Below are 18,437 nucleotides of genomic sequence, written 5' to 3' on the forward strand. Positions count from 1 at the left end.
TTTTTCATGCCCGGCCCAGCAATTTGGGCAAACCGTGCAACGCGCCCACAACCACCATGCCAATCACAAGACCAATAACCCCGGCAATCCCCGCGCCGGACAACCAGCCCAGCGCCGACCCGGCGGCTTCCTCGACATGATGGGCCACGCCATGTTGCCAATGGGCGGGCGCGGCCACGCCCAATTGCTCGCCCCCGTGCAGCAGGATGCCGCCGCCGACCCACAGCATCGCGGCCGTTCCGACATTGGCCAGAACCGTCAACAGCGGCGGCGTTCCCTTGACCAGACCGCGCCCAATGGCCCGCCCCAGCCCTGTGCCTCCCTTGGCCATGTGCAGGCCAATGTCATCCGCCTTTACGATCAGGCCCACCACGCCGTAAACCAGCACCGTGATCGCAATGCCGACAAGCGCCAGAATGATCCCCCGCTCCACCAGCGGCTTATCCGCGACCTCGGCCAAGGCAATCGCCATGATTTCCGCCGAGAGGATCAGGTCGGTGCGCACCGCGCCCTTGACGCGGGCGGCCTCAAACGCCTTGCCATCGCCGATCGGGCCGTCGAGCGTTTCGTCGTGATCATCCGCGCCCAGCTTTTCCAGCAGCTTTTCCGCGCCTTCATAACACAGGAACAAACCACCCAGCATCAGCAGCGGCGTGATCGCCCATGGCAAGAGTGCCGATAAAGCCAGCGCCAGCGGCAGCAGAATGATCAGCTTGTTAAACAGGCTGCCCCGCGCGATGCGGGCGATGACGGGCAATTCACGGTCGGGGGTAAAGGCATTGACATAGGCCGGTGTCACGGCGGCATCGTCGATGACAACGCCCGCCGCCTTGCTGCCCGCCTGCGCGACGCCGCTGGCCATATCGTCCAGCGATGCCGCGGCCGCCTTTGCAATCACCGCCACGTCATCCAGCAGCGCGATCAGTCCCGATGCCATTTAAGATCAAGCCCCCTTGAACAAGGCGGCCCAAATCATGCCGCCAGAATCAGAAAAATCCGATCAGATTGAACGACACATAGCGTGTATCGCCCCGCCGTCCATTGGGAGCGCTTTCCAAAAAGCGTCCACGCGCCAGATAGATACCGTCAAATTCGAACCGCAACCTTTTTGGCACCACCCAATAACGCAGGCGGGTGTCAAACTGATGGCCCGCAAAATCGCCCGAACGGCCCGTTACGTCGCGCACATTCGTCGTCGAAAAACTGTCACGGCTATCGGCCAGCCACAATCCGCGCCAGCCGACAAAGGCATCGAAGCGGTTGCTGGGCGTAACCTCGATCCGCAATCCGGGCGAGGCGATATTGGCGCGGCCAACGGCATTATACAGGCCGCTTGGCGCCAGATCGCCGCGACGGAAACCGAACAATCCATCGAAACGGCCATAGGTGCCCGATGTTCCATCGCCGCTGGCCCGGTCGAATTCGAACAGCAAATGCGGCTTCCATTTACCCGCCCAGGTGTAGCCCAAATGCGCGCGCAGGAAGGAGGCGCTGACCTGCAATGTCGCGGCGTTGGCGGCGGTGCTGGCGCTGGTATTGCCCCATTGATAGATGCCTTCAACACCGCCATCGACATGGCCGGGGCGCGGATCAAAACTGGCGCGCAGGCCGATATTGTTGAGCGAGCGGTCGCGCGTCGGGCGGCCCGGCGCATCACGCTCGCCAAAGCGGATATAGCTGATTTCGGACAGAAACGGGCTGCCCTTGCGTTGATGCGCCAGCAGGCCGCCGGTCAGGGCAATGTTCACATTTTCCGAATCCAGCGCAAAGCGATTGTCCCGCAAGGACACGCCATCGTCAGGCAGGCGCAAATGCGGCATCAGATAGAGCAGGGTCGACGTATAGCCCCCCGCCATCGTCGTGGTGACAATGGCCCCGGTATAGCTGTTGGTCGAATTGCGATAATCATCCGATGCGATCAGGCGACGCGAACCGATCCCGGCCATCATGCGTCCGGCCTGGACCGTGGTCTTGGTCCCCTTGCCCAAGGCCGCGCCCAAATTGGCCATGATATAGGCCTGTGCGGGTTCCATCACATTGACGTCATTGGTCGTCAAAGGCGTGCCCGGATTGGCGTTCCATTCGCGGCTGTCATAGATTTCGCCGACAAGCTGGATCGGCCCGCTTTTCCAATCCACGCGCAAGGTGGTGCGCATTCCCGGCAGCTGGTCACTGGCATTGACGCTGGCGCGCGCCTGCCCCTCGATCGTTTCGAAACGCGCGCGGATGGATCCGGAAACATGGACCCCATCCTCGGCCCGCGCCTCTCCGGCCCAGCACATCAGGCCAAACGCGGCCCAAAACCCCCATCTCTTCACGTCACAATTCCCCCTGGGCGCGCTCCTTAGGGGGCATTTTCTCTCTTCGAAACGCTAAAATCGCGGTTGGGCAAGTCTGCGTAATTGTGACAGGTCGGCGTCCATCAAAATTCAACGTCCAGATCTTCGATCTCTTCAACTTCCGCCAAGGCCGCCTCGCGCCATGCCGCCATGGGCCCCCATTCGGCAACCGTCTGGCAATAGGCGGCGCTGGGCGCGCTGAGCGTGACGGCATAGGTGACAAAGCGCGTGGTAACGGGCGCATACATGGCATCGGCAATCGTCGGGCGGACGCCGAACAGGAACGGGCCGCCATATTTGCTCAGACACTCCTGCCAGATCACTTCGATCCGTTCGATATCGGGCCGCGCGCCGGAAAAAACCGGGAATTTCTCGTGGCGAACCTTCAAATTCATCGGCAAGGCCGAGCGAAGATTGGTAAAACCGGAATGGATCTCGCCGCTGATCGAACGGCAATGGGCGCGGGCGATGCGGTCGGCGGGCAGCATATGCGCATCGGGATATAATTCGTTCAAATATTCGGCGATGGCCAGCGTGTCCCACACACTGGCCCCTTCATGCGTCAGGCGCGGGACCAGCACCGACGGGCTGAGCAGGAGGAGTTCAGCGCGGTTGGCCGCATCATTTTCCACCCGCTGTTCATCGACCTCAAGCCCGGCCAGTTGGGTCAGCAACCAGCCACGAAGGCTCCACGCTGAATAGGTCTTGCTCGAGATGGTGAGCGTTGCCTTGACCATTTCTCAATCCCTTCTGCGTTGATTTCGCTGTTGCAGCATAATCTCTTGCCAAGCGCAATGATGCAGCGCAGCATCCCGCCATTATTTCAGGCTGCGCATCATACCGAATCATAACATCGGGTTCAAAGATTGGCGGAACGAAACCATGCTCTATCAGGCCTATCAGACCTATTGCGACATGATGGAACCGTCGCGGCGGATGGCGGCCATGGCGTTGGACATGCGCGACCGTTTTTGGCCGGGGGCTGATGTCTGGGGCTGGCCGCGGCGGATGCATGCGCTTTGCGCGACTCACACATTGTCGGCCATCACCCATGCGCGCCCGTCCTTTGGGATCGAGGAAGTGCGTGTCGGCAATTCACGTGTTGCCGTGCGCGAAGAAATCCTGATCGAGCGCCCCTTTGGCAATCTGGTCCATTTCGCCAAGGATGAGGTGATGACGCCCCAGCCCAAGATGTTGGTGGTGGCCCCTCTGTCGGGCCATTATGCCACCTTGCTGGGCCATACGATCGAGGTGTTGTTGCGCGATCACGACGTCTATCTGACCGATTGGACCAATGCGCGCGATGTTCCCCTGAACGAAGGGCGTTTCGGGCTGGAGGATTACACCGATTACCTGATCTATTTCCTGCGCCACCTTGGCCCGCGCAGCCATATGCTGGCCGTGTGTCAACCCTGCGTATCGGCGCTGGCCGCGGTTGCCGTGATGAGCGCCGAGCGTGACCCCTGCACCCCGCGCAGCCTGACCTTGATGGGCGGCCCGGTTGATGTGCGCGAAGCGCCCACGGTGGTCAATGAACTGGCCAATGCCAACAGTCTGGCATGGTTCGAAGCCAACCTTATTTCGCGCGTCCCGTCGCGTTTCAAGGGGGCGGGGCGCAAGGTCTATCCCGGTTTCCTGCAATTGACCGCCTTTATGTCGATGAACCTTGGCCGCCATTTTGCCCAGTTCCGCAAACTCTATCAGGCGTTGGTCGACAAACAGGATGACGAGGCGAAAAAGATCGCTGATTTCTACGAAGAATATATGGCCGTGCTGGACCTGTCGGCCGAATTCTATCTCGAAACCATCGATCAGGTGTTTCAACAGGCCACTTTGGCGCGGGGCGAGATGATGCACCGGGGCCGCCGCGTCGATTGCGGAGCGATCCGGCAAACCGCCCTGCTGACCGTTGAGGGCGAGCGTGACGATATTTGCGGCGTGGGCCAAACGGCGGCGGCGCATCAACTTTGCACATCGCTGCGCCCCCATTTGCGGCGACACCATCTGCAACCGGGCGTTGGCCATTATGGCGTGTTTTCCGGATCAAAGTGGGAAAAGCAGATCTATCCACAGGTCCGCAATCTGGTTCTGGCGATGGGCTGATCGACCAACGCCGCGCTATCGTCCATGCGCAGGATCGGTTAAGGCGCCACCATGCTGAAACTGGACAAGGACGGCGCCGTTGCGCGCCTGATGATCGACCGCCCGGAACGCCACAATGCGATGAACCTCGCCATGTGGCGGGCCTTGCCCGTTTTGCTGGCGCAGGCCGTGGCGGATGAGGATGTGCGGGCGATTGTCCTGACGTCGGCAACGCCCGGCCTGTTTTGTGCCGGGGCCGATATTGGCGAAATGCTGGCCGCGCGTGATGATTTGGATCTGCGCATGGCGACGCAAGCGGCCATCAACGCGGCGCAGGCGGCGCTGGCGCAATGTACCAAACCCTTGATCGCAATGGTCGATGGTGATGCGATTGGCGGAGGATGCGGGCTGATTCTTGCCTGCCATATCCGACTGGCCACGCCGCGCGCCCGTTTCGGCATTACGCCCGCGCGGTTGGGCTTGGCCTATCCGCTGCATGACACCGCGCTGCTGGTCGATCTGGTCGGGCCGGGGCAAGCGCGGCGGTTGATGTTGACCGGCCAATTGATCGGTGCCGAAGAAGCCTTGCGCATCGGTCTCATCGAGGAAATAGCCGAAAGCGCGCATAACCTGCTTTCCTCCATCACCGCCAATTCGGCCTTTACGCATCGTGCCACACTGCACACGATCTCGCGCGTTCTGGCGGGGCAGAAGCAGGAGGATGCAGCGTCGCTGGCGCTGTTTGCTTCAGCCTTTGACGGGGCGGATTTTGCCGAAAGAGCCGAGGCGTTTTTGAAGCGGAAGGGGTAGTTTTGCCTCCGGCGGGCAAAGGGGCTCGGCCCCTTTGCGATCCCATTTGGGGGTGGTGCCCAAATTCCCAAGTCAGCGCCATTCCGCAAAGCGGCTTCATAGCCTGCGGCGCATCAAGGTTGCGCAACGTTGAACCCTTTACGCACCATAGACATTATCGGGATTGCAAAGGGCCCCCGCCCTTTGCCCGCCGGAGGCCCCTAACCCTTAACCAACAGGATGCGCCCCCAACCCAAACAACCTCTTGGCATCGGCATCCGCCACCTGCCCCGCCACCATGGCGCGGACATAATCGCCCACCATCGGCCCATGCTTGAACCCATGGCCGCCGCCCGCGATAGCTATATAGACGTTTTCGAAATCAGGATGACGGTCGATCAGGAAATTGGTCGTGCGCGCATCATCCACCTGACACACGCGGGATTCCATGATCGGCGCACCCGCCATGCCGGGGAAACGCGCAGCAATATATTCACGGCTCGCCCGGATCAGTTCTTCGCGCGGCATACGTTCAACCGTATCGGGATCAACCGCCACACGCGGCCCCGGCGCGACTGAATATTTCAGCCCCCGTTCGATGCTGCCAAAACCCCAGCCGCCGCGAATGTGATCGTGCCACAGCGGCTGATGCGGCCAGCTATAGCGCGGATCGCCCGCAGGCGTGCCGTAATAAAGATACTCGCTGCGCCAGACATTGACGCGCGGACGGGCGATTTCGGGAAACAGCTTTCCGCCCCACGGCCCCACGGCAAAGACATAGGCCCCCGCCGACAGACTCTCACCCCCATCCAGCTTCAGATTGACCAGACGCCCACCTTTGGCCTCACCCGGCACGGCGCGGGCAAAACGCGATTGGCCACCCTTTTTCTCGAACGCCTCAATCGTGGCCAAAACCGCCTCACGCGCCTTGACCAGCACCGAGGACGCCGCCGTTTCGACAAAGGCAAACTCCACATCATCAAAGGCCATTTGCGGGAAACGGCGACGCAATTCCTCGCGGTTGGCCACTTCATAGGGCAGTTTCAGCCCGTCAAATATCTTCCGCTGTGCCACCATCCCCGGCAACCATTCACGGGCCAATTCGATACGCGCGCTGGGATAGAGCAATTTGCGGCCATATTCGGCCTCCCGCATCCGCCATTTGGCCAGAGCCTTGGCCGACCAGGCCGAATAGAACGCCTGATCACCATAACCAGAACGGATGGAACGCGTTTCGCCCGACGATGACGCACGCGGGCTGACCGGGCCATATTGGTCCAGGCTGACCACCGACATGCCCGCCTCGCGCAATGACAAAGCGGCAAAGGCGCCAAACACCCCCGCGCCCACCACCGCCACATCGGGCAATCCCTTGGACAGCGCCGCCTTCGCCATTCCCGGCGCGGCCATCGTTGCGGCCGAAGTGGTCAGAAACTGGCGGCGATCAAACATGGCAAACCTCATTACAATCTGCCCCCGCCTTTGCCCCGCCGCGCCCTATCAACAAGCCGTCATTTTGCGGATAGCGCCATTTCCCCGCCGATTTCCTGCGGCAGAACCAGATTGAGCAGAAGCGCAATCAACGCCCCCGGCAAAACCCCGCTCGACAACAGGATACGCGGCGTTTCGGCCATATAGGCCAACGCGCCCGGCTCCAATTGCAACCCAAGGCTGAGCGAAAGCGCCGTGCCGAAGATCAGCATATTGCGCTGACTCCATTCCACCCGCGACAACATGGACAGGGCCGAAGAGGCCACCATGCCAAACATCACGATCACCCCGCCGCCCAGCACCTCAATAGGGATCGTGGTAATCACCGCCCCCACCTTGGGCAACAGGCCAGACACCACCAGCAAAGCCGCGCCAAGCGTCACGACATGGCGGCTCATCATCCCGGTCATCGCGATCAGGCCAACGTTTTGCGAAAATGTCGTGTTGGGCATCGCCCCGAACACCGCTGCCAGCGCCGTCCCGACGCCATCGGCGCCCACCGATCCCATCAATTCCTTGTCCGTGGCCGGACGCCCCGCCGCGCCTTCGCAAATGGCATCAACATCGCCAATCGTTTCGATGGAGGAGACAAAGCCCGTCAGCACAAAGCCGATAATCGCCGATGTGGACCAGCTCAGCCCGAAATGGAACGGCATGGGCAACATGAACCACCCCGCCCCGGCCACCGGCGCCAGCGAAACCCGCCCCATAGCAAAGGCCAGCACATAGCCCACCAGCAAACCGATCAGCACCGATGCCGTCGACCACACCCCGCGCCCATAAAATTTAAGCGCAAAGGTCGCCACCACCACCGTCCCGGCCAGCAACCAGCTTTGCCAAGCGCCATAATCGGGCGTGCCGATTTTGGTCGGGCCTCCTGCGGCATATTCCACCGCAATCCGCATCAGCGACAGGCCGATCATCAACACCACCAACCCCGTCACCATCGGCGGCAAGGCAAACCTGATCCGCCCCACCAGCCGCGACAGGCACGCATGGACCACCCCGCATGCCAAAGCTCCGGTCATCAAAGCCGACATGGCCGAAACGCCGCGCCCTGCGACAATCGGCACCATCACCGAAATATAGGCAAAGCTGGTGCCCTGAACCAAGGGCAGCCGCGCACCGATTGGCCCCATGCCGATCGTCTGCATGAGCGTCGCGATGCCGGCAAACAGCATCGACATCTGGATCATATAGATGAGTTCCGACGGATCACCCGACCCGAACCCGAAACCCGCCGCCCCCGCCACGATGATCGCAGGCGTGATGTTCGACACAAACATCGCCAGAACATGCTGGATCCCCAAAGGGATCGCCGAAGCCAAACCGGGAAAATAGTCCGGGTCACGCAATTGCTCTGGCGTGGGCTTGGTCGTCATGGCGTCTCCATCAGGCGGGATAGCGAGGATTGAGCAGCAGAAGTAATCGTGGCCGCATCGATCCGGGAAAGCGCAAAATCGCGTACAACCGCGCGGCCTTCGCAAAAAACGTCGCGCGGCGCGGCCGGAGGCGACAGGATCAGGCCCGCCACCTTGTCCCACGCCCCGCTGCTGGCGATGCCATTGACCGGCCAGATGGCCAGATCGGCGCGATAGCCGGGCGTCAATTGTCCCAGATCGCCGCGCCCCAAAACTTGCGCCCCGCCCCGCGTGGCAAGGCGCAGGGCCTCACGCGGGGTCATCGCTTCCGCGCCATGTTTGACCCGTTGCAGCAAGAGCGACTGACGCGCCTCGTTCAGCAAGTGGCCGCTGTCGTTGCTGGCCGAACCATCGACGCCAAGGCCCACCGGGACGCGGCGGTCGAGCATGGCGCGCAAGGGGGCGATCCCGCTGCCCAAACGGCAATTGGAGCAGGGGCAATGGGCCACGCCAGTCTGCGTCTGCGCAAAAAGCGCAATCTCGGCCTCGTCCAGTTGGACGCAATGGGCATGCCACACATCCGGCCCGACCCAGCCCAGCCCTTCCGCATATTGTCCCGGGCGGCACCCGAATTTCTCAAGGCTGTAGCGCACATCATCGGCATCCTCGGCCAGATGGGTGTGCATCATCACGCCCTTGTCACGGGCCAGCAAGGCGGCCTCGCGCATCAGGTCGCGGCTGACCGAAAAAGGCGAACAGGGGGCAACCGCCACGCGCACCATCGCGCCATCGTTGCCGTCGTGGAATTGGTCGATCACGCGGATGCAATCGGCCAGAATGGCATCCTCATCCTCGACCAGAGAGTCAGGCGGCAATCCGCCCGCGCTTTCCCCCACACTCATCGCACCCCGCGTGGCGTGAAGGCGAATCCCGATATCGCCCGCCGCCGCGATGGAATCATCCAGCCGCGAACCGTTGGGAAAAAGATAGAGGTGGTCGCTGCTGGTCGTACAACCCGACAGCGCCAGTTCGGCCAGCCCCAGCCGCGTCGCGTTGAAAATATCCTGCGGATTATAGCGCGCCCAGATGGGATAGAGCGTCTTGAGCCAGCCGAACAGCGATGTCGAAGCGCATCCCGGCACCGCCCGCGTCAGCGATTGATAAAGGTGGTGATGCGTGTTCACCAACCCCGGCGTAATGACACATCCGGTCGCGTCAATCACGTCGGCCCCGACGCGCCATTCCTGCAACGCATCGGTAGGACCGACAGCGAGAATCACCCCATTTTCAAAGGCAATCGCGCCATCGGCAATTTCCGTGCCGCCATCATCCATACAGGCGATCACGTCAGCATGGATGATGACCGTCCGGCTCATGGCGCGATATCAGCCTTGGGTGCGGTCTTTTCATAGCGCGGCCAGTTGGTGGTGATTTCACCCACAACCTTTGACCCGGCGGCATAGAGCGCCTCGAGCGCCGCCGTCATGCCGGTATAGCCGCCATTCTCACGCGCCATGTTTTCGGCCGGGGCGATCCCCTTGGGCGGCATGGTGAAATTTGATCCCGCACGCAGGACCATCACCCGGTTGCGATCCGCACGGCCCACCTTGGTCAGATATTCAAGGCTCTGCATGATCCCCGTCTCCTCCATTGCAGAGGTGACGAAAGTGCCCTTGCCATGGGTCCAGTATTTGACCCAGTCGCGGCCCCATTGGGTCAGCTTTTCACCATGCCAATAGGTCATCGCCGCCAATTGATCGCCCATCATCACGCGGGGCGGCTGCTGGGCCGCGGGGAAATCCTTGTACATCTCACGCTGTGCCGCGATCGAGGCGTCGTCGGGCAGCTTGATATCCTTGGTCAAACCATAGGCCCATTGGGCCAGCCCTGCGTTCAGGGCAAACATTTCGCCATTGACGGCCTCTGGCGCGGGGCCGGCCATGGGGTCGGCCTCCACCTTGGTCGATCCATGGATCGGGAAATAGCCATATTTCCAGCCAGAGGGAATTTCACGTGCGTCAATTTCATGCGCCATATCGCCATCGACCAGATAGCGAGCCCAGGCCGCGCTGCCCGCGCTGCCCGCGGCCGGATCGATCCCGGCAATGCCCGCCACCAGCCAGTAGGCCTTGGACAGGTCAAGCCGTTGATCAAGCCCCAGCGCCAGTGTGGCCGTGGCCGACTTGATATTGCCCATGCCCGTCACAATGCCCAAAACCTGCGTGTCGGGGTTGTAGTAGAGGTCGTGATAGCCCTGCGGAAAAGCGATCCGTTCGGTCAGCTTGGCGCGGGCTTTCCAAAGCTGGAATTCGCCGGGCTTGTCGCCCTCATCCTTGCCGATTTCAAACAGGGTAACGACCACCGCGCGCACCGGCAAATGGGTGGCACAAGGCCCGGCGGGCGCGCATTTGGCAATGGCCGCCAGAGCCGCACGGGGGCTGATCGCCGCAGGCTTGGCCATCGCCGCCCCCGCCATTCCCGCCGCCAGAGCCAGCATCAAAGCCTTGTAACGCGCCTTTACCATCAAACCATTCCCTAAAAACATAAAAACGGGACGCGCCGTGATGACGCGCCCCGCCCTTTTCACAGATCAGAACTTGTAAACAACCGAACCCTGCACACTGCGCGGCTTTTCCGGCAGGACGATGGTCGAACCGAACAGTTCGGTAAAGTTGGCACGGAAATAGGTCGCATCCGTGGCATTCTTCACGACCAGACGGAACAGCCAGGGGCCGGTCTTGTAGCTGGCCGACAGGTCAACCAGCGTATAGGCGGGAAGACGAACAGCCTGACTTTGACCAGAGAACACCGAATCAAAGGCCGACGCGCTGACGGCAAAGGCCAGACCATTGTCGAACGCATAGGTGGCCGTGGCCGAGTAGGTGTTGGTCGGAATGCCAGCGCGGCGCGCCTTGTCCATCGTATTGGTCGAAATCAGACCGCCCGGCTGTCCACCAAGGATCAGATAGGGGTCAACGCCCTTCAGATCCTCGATCCCAAGGAAGCTGAACGTGCTGCCCGCATTCAGGAAGGACAGATTGTACACCTTGGTCTTGGTATAATTGCCCGAAATCAGCAGGTGGCGGTCCACCGACCAGCGGACTTCGGCTTCGATCCCCCGGGTTTCCACCGACTGGTTGACAGTCGAGGACTGGATCGAAAAGTCGGTACGCTTCTGATTATAGGTGTCGATCGCGGCATAGAGGCGACCGCCCAGCCACGACCCCTTGATACCCAGTTCCCACATCTTCGACGCGGTGGTCCAGGTGTTGGTCGAAACGTTCGACGTATAGATTTCCGCGCCCTGACCGGCAATCACCGTCGATTGGCGCGAAATCGTACCATAAGGCACCAGACCGAAAGGCAGCTTGTAATTGGCGCTGGCCGTCCAGCTCCAGATACCATTGTTGGCCGAGGCCGAAGGCGCGACGCCCGTCGCCACGCGCAGCTTGCTCAAATCGTTGCTGGAACGCACATCAATGCTGTCAAAACGACCGCCCAGCGTGACATCGAGACCGAATTTGAAGTCAAGATCAGCCAGAGCGGCAAAGGCCGTGTCGGTGTAATAGCCACGGGTATAATTCGAATATTCGCAATTGCACTGGGTCGAAAGACGGCGGGTGGACAGCGCATTATAGCCCTGCGTCAGATCGACGCGGTGGAAATATTCAAACGTAAAGTCATCGCCGTGCAGGAAGTCGGTGTAACGGATCGACGGGCTGAGCTGGATCTGGAACTTGCCCGCGCTGTTTTCGATGGTCTTGGTCGCGACGATCTTGTCTTCGATGACATAGGAATTGTGGAATTGCGAGAAGCCATAGGCATTCTCGTTCAGGTTGTCATAACCGTCATAGAAAAGCTGGTTCTTGATTTCCAGCGTGTCGGACGGGTTCCAGATCAGATCCGCGTAAAGCGTGATCGCCTTGTTCCACAGCTTGTCATTGGGGCCCGTCAACACATTCTTGCGACTGAGCGTGGTGGTGCCCCGCCCGGTGGAGCTGAGCGCCAGCCAGGGATATGCAGCAAAGCTGGCATTCGTCGCGCTGGCCGGGTTTACAAAGAACGGGTTGAAATTGCCCACATTGGTAAATTCGCCGGCCTGAAGTTTACCATCGCCCGTCGTGTCCAACGGTTTGGCCGAGCCGGTCAGATAGGTGCCGTTGTTGACCAGATCCTGAGTCAGGCGGTTCCAGCCGCCGTTCTGCTGGCCCTTGTAATTGTGGTACATTCCGCCAAATTCAAGGCGCAGCGTGGGGGTCAGATCCATTTCGAAGCTGGCCTGAAGGATCGTCTGCTTGGTCCCCATATTGGCGTAATAGGAGCCGCTGTCCTCCACCTCGCCATAAAGGCTGTAACCAAACTCCTTGCTGCCCAGCTTGCCCGGCCCGCGAATCGTGGCGGACAGGACATTCTTGCTCCAGCTGCCGCCGGTATAGTTGATCTCGCCTTCGGCATGATCAAGGAACTTGCCCTTGCCTGCGCGCGCCGACTTGGGAACAAAGTTCATGTAACCGCCCGTCTTGGACGGACCATAGATCGGCGAAGACGGGCCGCGCACGATGTCGATGCGGTCCGACGCGCCCAGAGGCGTGGGATAGTTACCCGGATTATCCAGACGGCGCATGCCGCGGAAATAGATTTCACCCGGCGTCCCGCGAATATCCAGAGCGCCGCCCACGCCAAAGAACGAGTTCGTGAACACGCCCGGCGATTGCGCCACAAGGTCATAGATTTCGGTGGCGCCAAAACGCTCCATCTGTTCCTTGGAAATGGTCGAGGCCGAACGCGGCGTTTCCACCAGGTTCTTGTTGAACCCGAAAATCGTGCCCACATCCTTCAATGGCAACGCGCCCAGCGAGCCTTGAACCACGATTTCCTTCTTTTCCTCGGCCGGTGCGTCGGCGGCAAAGGCCGGCGCGGACAAGATCGAGCTGGTCAGCAAAACCGCCGCCAGAGCCAATGAGCGACGCGGCGCGCGCAGCCCGTGAACGGACTTCTCCTGAATATTCATCATACATGCCCCCATATTGACCCGAACCACGCATGCGCGGCCGGTCTTTTGCATCAAAAATCCCTGTCCTCTCCAGAATGCCTTTTCGGCTTATCTTGTGGTGATACGCATTATGGCCCCTTTGCGGCCGCGCCCTTGGTGGCCAGCCGGTCACGCTCGAACGCATCCCATTGCGCTTCGAGCTGGGCCAGCGCCTGCGCCTTTTCCGCAGGCGGCAGGAAGGAATAGGTCAGGCTGTTGCGCGAAGCCTGCTTGAGATCGCGATAGGAAAGCCCCTGTTCGCGCACCGCGCGGACATATTCGGCGGTCATGTCGCTGCGCAAAACGCCCGCATCATCGGTGCTAAGGACAAATGGAACACCATGGCGGCGGTAAAGGCCCAACGGATGCGCCTCACCCTTGACGCCAAGGATCACGTCATTGCTGGTCAGGTTGATTTCCACCGCAATGCCTTTGCGGGCCATGCGCGCCATGGTGGCTTCGGCATTTTCCTCGCCCGCGATGTCAACGCCGTGGCCGATGCGCTGCGCCCCGGCGGCAATGGCCTGTGCGATGTGGTCGGCGCGGTCGGTCGGGGCCACCTGCGTCGCGCCCAATTCGCCCGCATGCAGCGTCCGCTTTACCTTGGGATAGCGCGCCGCAAGAAAACGGATCATCGCCATGTGCAGACGGTAATCACGCAAAGCCAGCGGGTGATCTTCCGGCATGACGATGTTGATGCCGACAAAGCGCGGGTCGTGATCGGCCAGCATGAAGGCCGAAATCAACGAACGGAACACCATGCGCGGCGGCAAGGCGCGGAGGGCCTGAAACAGGTAATGCACCCGCAATTGACACCCGGCCTCGGCCTGCGGCGTGCCGCATTGCAATTCCTTGGCAGCGTCGGCCTCGTCCTTGGTCAATTCGGCGCTGGCCTGCGCCAGCAAGGGCTGGATCAACGCATGATCGGCCTCGAACACGGCGGCAATATCACCCTCGCCCATCGGCGCGTCGCCCGCCGCCATGATGGCGCGCGAAAAGGCGTTCGTGTTATGGTCCAGTTCCAGATAGCTGACCTGATTGAGCGCGGCATTGCGGCGCACCGAGGCCAGCATATGCGCGGTCGAAACATTGGCGATCGGGCCAAAACGGGCAAAGGTTTCAAAGAATTTCGCATGGCCCGATTTGTCATTGCGACCCACGCCCGCCTGCCACCCACGGGTCGAAAAACTGTCGACCAACTTGGCATAGCCGGGCGATTCCTGACCATCCATATTGTCGATCCGCCGTTCCGGCGCACAGGTGCCCGATGCGGGACGTTCCACGCCCAAACCATCGGCGGTCACGCAAAACCCCGCCTCCTGCGCCCAGCGCAGATAGTCCTCGGCCCAGATCGCACCCGACAGGTGGTTGTGCAGATCGCCGCCCTTGGGCATGGCGCGCAGGAACACGCGCAGGTCGGTGGGGTTCTTTGCGGCATCGGCCATCATGCTGGCCACCGCCGCCTCGCGCATTGGAGAGGGAACTGCGCGGGCGACGGTGGTCGCACTTTTGGCCATTGCTGCGTGAGGGAGGAGCGCAGCGCCGGCCAAGGCAACACAGGTCAGCAAGCCGGCGGAACGTTCCGACGCCCTTGCTCCGCGCGACCGCATGCGCAAAGCCATGACACCCAACCGCCCCGTGCCAACCGAAATTTTCAAAGATTTATCCCCGATAAGGGTCCCCTGACCCTTCGGGTTCACACTTAAGGCTTGACGTGTAGCAATCAATCGCAATGTTTTAGACACAGCGTTGCAAAAATGAGCGCACCCCCGCATTCGGAGCCGCACATGCCAGCCTTTTCCCGTTTCCTGCGCTATTTCATGGTGGTGGGCCGCACCGGTTCCATCCGCAAGGCGGCCGATGAATTGCATGTTTCGGCCTCGGCCATCGATCGGCAAATTCTTAATGCCGAGGCCGAATTGGGAATGCCCCTGTTCGAACGCCTGCCATCGGGCCTGCGCCTGACGGCGGCGGGCGAGATCATGATGGCGGCGGGCGGCAACTGGCAAAAGTCTCTGGCCGATGCGCGGGCGCGGATCGAGGATCTGCGCGGGCTGAAGCGCGGGCATGTCGAAATCGCCATCATCCATGCCCTGACCAAAGGTTATATTCCGCAGGTCATCGCCGCGATGCACCGGCGCTATCCGGGCATTACGGTTTCGCTGCGCATATTGGACAGCGCGGTGATGCGCGATGCCGTGGCCGAGGGGGACGTCGATTTCGGCATCGGGTTTGAACCGCAATCGATCCGCGACCTGACCGTGCGCGCCTTTGCCGAAGTGCCGCTGGGCATTGTCAGCCCGCCGGGCCACCCCATCGGGCAATTGCCCCGCGCACGCTTTTCAATGGCCGCCGATCTGCCGATCATCCTGCCGGCAAAGCCTCTGGCCGTGCATAATCAGGTCGCCGTCCTGCAAGGGGCGGCGCAGGTTCCGCTGTCACGCGTATTCACGTCCGACAATATCCAGATGATCGCCAGCCTGGTGCAGGAAGGCGTCGGGATCGGTGTCCTGTCCTGGGTCGATGTGGCCAGTGAAGTGCGCGCGGGCACGCTCTGTTTTACCCCTCTGGCCGATCCTATCCTGAAACCTTTGGTTCTGGCGCTGACCACGGCGACGTCGCGGACATTGTCCTATGCGGCCGATCTGGTGCTTGGCGAAATCCAGCAGGGCTTTTCCGCGCTGGCCTATCAACCTGCGGGCTGAGGCCACCTATCCCGCGCAGGCCGCGGCCAGCAGCTTCATCCGTATCTGGCCAATATCGGGCAGATCGGCCTGCGCCAGCATGGCGGCATCGACCGGCCCGACAATCCGGTCCTTGCCATAGCAATTGCTCAGATCCACCGTTTCCTGCGCCACCGCCCGCCCGACCTTGAGCGAATAGAAGCAGCGCACCGTCGGCATCGCGGGATCATCGGCGTTCTGATCCACCACCATCGCCAAACGGTGCGACGCCAGCAGCACGATCGAGCCGACCGGATAGACCCCCACCATCACCACAAATTGACGCAGAATGTCGGGGTCATAGGCGCCATGATCGGCCAACATGCTTTCCACCACGATGGCTGGATCGGACACCGGCGTTCCCTTGAACGGATTGGCCAGATCGTCAAAAGCATCGCAAATCGCCGCCATCCGGCCCAGCAGGCTGAGTTCAGCGCCCTGCCTGCCTTCGGGATAGCCGGTGCCGTCGATCCTTTCGTGATGCTCGTAACATGCGCGCGCCACCGCATCGTCAAAACCGCCCAGAGCGACAAAATCGCGCCCGAACAGGACATGTTCGCGCAACGCCGTTTCGGACAGATCCTGAATATCCCCCTGCCATCCGGTCGGCAGATGCAGCAACGCGATCCCGCTGTCCATCAACAGGCCAACCAGACCGGCGGCGTGCAACTGATCAGGCGGCAACTTCATCTGTCGCCCCAACGATATCATCAGGGCCGATGTCGCCAAGGCATGGCGGAACAGATATTCCATGTCCCGCTTGCACCGCATCAATCCATTGAACGCATGGGCATTGCGCTGAACCGAGGCGAAGACCGATTCGACCACCGGGGCGATAACTTCGGGCTGGATCGCTTTGCCCAGACGGGCCTCGATAAAGGCGCGGGAAATGACTTTGCCGCCCATGTCGGCAACCTGTTCGGCGCGGCCAAATTCGCGCGCCATGCTGCGCGGGGAAAGCGAGCCTGAGGGCGGGCGCTGCGCCGCCTTTTGTTCGTCCAGCAACATCTGGCGGCGGCGGCGCGGGGTGGCAATAGGGCTGGCCGCGATGATTTCGCCATCGGCCACATCGCGCCCTTTTTCGGTGTCGATGATGACGGCGGCCACATCGCTGGCGCGCAAACGGCTCAGGCGCTCTTCATCATCCAGCAGAAACCGGCTGCGCCAGAAGGGGTGGCTGAACCAGTTGCCCTCCAATTTATGGATGAACATGCCGAGTTGTGCCTGATGGGGATCGATCCGCTTGAGCATGGGTCCTGGTGGGATTTAGTCTGAGTTGCGACGCGAAATCATGCAAATGGCGTCAAAGTCATAAAATCCGGAAGGGCTGTATCTAGGCAGAGTCCCTATTGGCCGCCGCCTTTCGCGCTTCCGCGTATGGGCATGGCCGATATACGGTCCGAAAATGCGGTCCTTTTTCTGGTTATCGGAGTTTTACCATCGTGGCATTTTTCCATCGGTTTGCGCATGCATGGGTTGCCATTTTGACGCTGCTGATGCTGGCCACCGCCCTGCCCGCGCAAGGCGCGAGTGAAAGGCGCAAAGTCATCATCGATCAGGACGCGTTTGAAGGGCCGGGTTTGCAACCCATCCTGATGCTGATCAACGATCCCACGGTCGAGGTTTTGGGCATCACCACGGTCAGCGGCGATGGATGGCAGGCCGAGGAAACCGCCGCCACGCTGCGCATGCTTGAACTGGTGGGGCGGACGGATATTCCGGTGATCGCCGGGGCCACCTTTCCCCTGATCAACAGCAAGGAGCGCAATCGTCGCCGCGAGGCGCTGTACGGCGCGGTGCCCTACAAAGGTGCGTGGATGGATGAATGGCCGGCCTATAACACCATCGCCCGGCGCCAACCCCACGCCCCCAACATCGTCCCCCCCATGGCCGAAGGCAGTCCCAAGACAAAACCCCTTCCCATGAGCGCTGCCGAATTCCTGAGCGCGCAAAGCCGCAAATATCCGGGACAAATCACGATTATCGCCATGGGGCCACTGACCAATCTGGCGCTGGCCGCACGAATGGATGATGGCTTTGCCCCGCGAATCAAGGAGGTCATTACCGAAGGCGGCAATCTCTTGGGCCACGATCTGACGGGCAAGCAGGATGAATTCGACATGCAGGTGGCCTTTTCGCCGCGCATGTCCTTCAACCATTATTTCGATCCCGAAGCCGCGCATATCTTCTTTGCCGCGCCATGGCCCAAGGTGACGCTGGTGACCAATGACGCCACGCAAAACGCCTTTGGCACGGCCGATCTTCTGGCCCGCGCGACGGCGTCGGGTTCGCCCACGGCGCGCTATGTCAAATCGATTGCCCAGCCGGGCTATCCATTGTGGGATGAAATTCAGGCGGCGGTGTGGATCGATCCTTCGATCATCACGCGGCGCGGGAAACTGGCCATGGATGTCGATCTGATGCCGGGGGCCAATTACGGCGCGTTATTGACATGGCCTGCGGGCAAAGGGCCGGGACTGGGCGAAAGAGATGTTGAGATCGTCTATGCCGTTGATGTTGCGCGATTGAATGAGATGTTCGTGCGCCTGATCGGGCGTTAATCCGGCCCAAGTGTAGCAAAATCGCCACGCCGCGCCTGTCCGTTCAGGCGCGGTTTAAT

14 protein-coding genes are annotated in these 18,437 nt (G+C 61.1%); 4 read left to right on the forward strand and 10 right to left on the reverse strand.

Going from position 1 to position 18,437, the window contains the following annotated elements; all coding sequences use genetic code 11:
• Positions 1-4: 4 nt before the first annotated feature.
• The 3 genes from ACZ9HU_RS12940 to ACZ9HU_RS12950 all read right to left on the reverse strand — a co-directional run bounded on the left by ACZ9HU_RS12940 (position 5) and on the right by ACZ9HU_RS12950 (position 3,076).
• Positions 5-937, reverse strand: coding sequence for a DUF808 domain-containing protein (locus ACZ9HU_RS12940; protein WP_476105502.1), 933 nt, complete (start codon positions 935-937; stop codon positions 5-7).
• Positions 938-986: 49 nt separating this feature from the next.
• Positions 987-2,318 carry an alginate export family protein gene (locus tag ACZ9HU_RS12945; RefSeq protein WP_476105503.1) on the reverse strand — a complete coding sequence of 444 codons (1,332 nt, stop codon included), beginning with the start codon at positions 2,316-2,318 and terminating at the stop codon, positions 987-989.
• Positions 2,319-2,422: 104 nt separating this feature from the next.
• Complete coding sequence (locus ACZ9HU_RS12950) at positions 2,423-3,076, reverse strand: glutathione S-transferase (RefSeq protein ID WP_476105504.1); 654 nt, start codon at positions 3,074-3,076, stop codon at positions 2,423-2,425.
• 145 nt (positions 3,077-3,221) lie between these two features.
• Here ACZ9HU_RS12950 and ACZ9HU_RS12955 point away from each other — a divergent pair, with 145 nt between their 5' ends.
• Both ACZ9HU_RS12955 and ACZ9HU_RS12960 read left to right on the forward strand, forming a co-directional pair.
• Positions 3,222-4,442, forward strand: a complete 1,221-nt coding sequence (locus tag ACZ9HU_RS12955) for a polyhydroxyalkanoate depolymerase (protein WP_476105506.1) — start codon at positions 3,222-3,224, stop codon at positions 4,440-4,442.
• Positions 4,443-4,493: 51 nt separating this feature from the next.
• Positions 4,494-5,231, forward strand: a complete 738-nt coding sequence (locus ACZ9HU_RS12960; protein ID WP_476105507.1) for an enoyl-CoA hydratase/isomerase family protein — start codon at positions 4,494-4,496, stop codon at positions 5,229-5,231.
• Positions 5,232-5,438: 207 nt separating this feature from the next.
• On the opposite strand, the gene ACZ9HU_RS12965 is transcribed toward ACZ9HU_RS12960, so the two are convergent.
• The 6 genes from ACZ9HU_RS12965 to ACZ9HU_RS12990 form a co-directional block, all read right to left on the reverse strand.
• Entirely contained in the window at positions 5,439-6,662 is a 1,224-nt protein-coding gene (locus ACZ9HU_RS12965) for an NAD(P)/FAD-dependent oxidoreductase (RefSeq protein WP_476105509.1), read from the reverse strand.
• Positions 6,663-6,721: 59 nt separating this feature from the next.
• Positions 6,722-8,083 carry a uracil-xanthine permease family protein gene (locus tag ACZ9HU_RS12970; protein ID WP_476105510.1) on the reverse strand — a complete coding sequence of 454 codons (1,362 nt, stop codon included), beginning with the start codon at positions 8,081-8,083 and terminating at the stop codon, positions 6,722-6,724.
• Positions 8,080-9,438 (reverse strand): 8-oxoguanine deaminase, encoded by a 1,359-nt coding sequence (locus ACZ9HU_RS12975; protein ID WP_476105511.1) that lies wholly within the window; start codon positions 9,436-9,438, stop codon positions 8,080-8,082. The genes ACZ9HU_RS12970 and ACZ9HU_RS12975 overlap by 4 nt, the downstream gene beginning before the upstream one ends.
• Positions 9,435-10,586, reverse strand: coding sequence for a purine nucleoside permease (locus tag ACZ9HU_RS12980; protein WP_476105512.1), 1,152 nt, complete (start codon positions 10,584-10,586; stop codon positions 9,435-9,437). Before ACZ9HU_RS12980 ends, ACZ9HU_RS12975 begins: the two co-directional genes overlap by 4 nt.
• Positions 10,587-10,652: 66 nt before the next feature.
• On the reverse strand, positions 10,653-13,076 hold the full coding sequence (locus tag ACZ9HU_RS12985) for a TonB-dependent siderophore receptor (protein WP_476105515.1): 2,424 nt from the start codon (positions 13,074-13,076) through the stop codon (positions 10,653-10,655).
• 107 nt (positions 13,077-13,183) lie between these two features.
• On the reverse strand, positions 13,184-14,611 hold the full coding sequence (locus tag ACZ9HU_RS12990) for an adenosine deaminase family protein (protein WP_476105517.1): 1,428 nt from the start codon (positions 14,609-14,611) through the stop codon (positions 13,184-13,186).
• 270 nt (positions 14,612-14,881) lie between these two features.
• Between ACZ9HU_RS12990 and ACZ9HU_RS12995 the strand changes: the two genes are divergently transcribed.
• A complete protein-coding gene (locus tag ACZ9HU_RS12995; RefSeq protein WP_476105518.1) occupies positions 14,882-15,799 on the forward strand; it encodes a LysR family transcriptional regulator in 918 nt (305 codons plus the stop codon).
• Positions 15,800-15,805: 6 nt separating this feature from the next.
• On the opposite strand, the gene ACZ9HU_RS13000 is transcribed toward ACZ9HU_RS12995, so the two are convergent.
• On the reverse strand, positions 15,806-17,068 hold the full coding sequence (locus ACZ9HU_RS13000; RefSeq protein ID WP_476105520.1) for an HD-GYP domain-containing protein: 1,263 nt from the start codon (positions 17,066-17,068) through the stop codon (positions 15,806-15,808).
• Between the two features lie 245 nt (positions 17,069-17,313).
• Between ACZ9HU_RS13000 and ACZ9HU_RS13005 the strand changes: the two genes are divergently transcribed.
• Positions 17,314-18,378 carry a nucleoside hydrolase gene (locus tag ACZ9HU_RS13005; RefSeq protein ID WP_476105521.1) on the forward strand — a complete coding sequence of 355 codons (1,065 nt, stop codon included), beginning with the start codon at positions 17,314-17,316 and terminating at the stop codon, positions 18,376-18,378.
• Positions 18,379-18,437 lie beyond the last annotated feature (59 nt).

It is taken from the genome of Novosphingobium sp. Sphag1I (assembly GCF_056279125.1).

Coding starts and splice junctions, on each gene's coding strand:
- ACZ9HU_RS12940 (WP_476105502.1), bottom strand. CDS start 937: ATGGCATCGGGACTGATCGCGCTGCTGGATGACGTGGCGGTGATTGCA.
- ACZ9HU_RS12965 (WP_476105509.1), bottom strand. CDS start 6,662: ATGTTTGATCGCCGCCAGTTTCTGACCACTTCGGCCGCAACGATGGCC.
- ACZ9HU_RS12985 (WP_476105515.1), bottom strand. CDS start 13,076: ATGATGAATATTCAGGAGAAGTCCGTTCACGGGCTGCGCGCGCCGCGT.
- ACZ9HU_RS12955 (WP_476105506.1), top strand. CDS start 3,222: ATGCTCTATCAGGCCTATCAGACCTATTGCGACATGATGGAACCGTCG.
- ACZ9HU_RS12975 (WP_476105511.1), bottom strand. CDS start 9,438: ATGAGCCGGACGGTCATCATCCATGCTGACGTGATCGCCTGTATGGAT.
- ACZ9HU_RS13005 (WP_476105521.1), top strand. CDS start 17,314: ATGCTGGCCACCGCCCTGCCCGCGCAAGGCGCGAGTGAAAGGCGCAAA.
- ACZ9HU_RS12970 (WP_476105510.1), bottom strand. CDS start 8,083: ATGACGACCAAGCCCACGCCAGAGCAATTGCGTGACCCGGACTATTTT.
- ACZ9HU_RS12980 (WP_476105512.1), bottom strand. CDS start 10,586: ATGGTAAAGGCGCGTTACAAGGCTTTGATGCTGGCTCTGGCGGCGGGA.
- ACZ9HU_RS13000 (WP_476105520.1), bottom strand. CDS start 17,068: ATGCTCAAGCGGATCGATCCCCATCAGGCACAACTCGGCATGTTCATC.
- ACZ9HU_RS12990 (WP_476105517.1), bottom strand. CDS start 14,611: ATGGCCAAAAGTGCGACCACCGTCGCCCGCGCAGTTCCCTCTCCAATG.
- ACZ9HU_RS12960 (WP_476105507.1), top strand. CDS start 4,494: ATGCTGAAACTGGACAAGGACGGCGCCGTTGCGCGCCTGATGATCGAC.
- ACZ9HU_RS12995 (WP_476105518.1), top strand. CDS start 14,882: ATGCCAGCCTTTTCCCGTTTCCTGCGCTATTTCATGGTGGTGGGCCGC.
- ACZ9HU_RS12950 (WP_476105504.1), bottom strand. CDS start 3,076: ATGGTCAAGGCAACGCTCACCATCTCGAGCAAGACCTATTCAGCGTGG.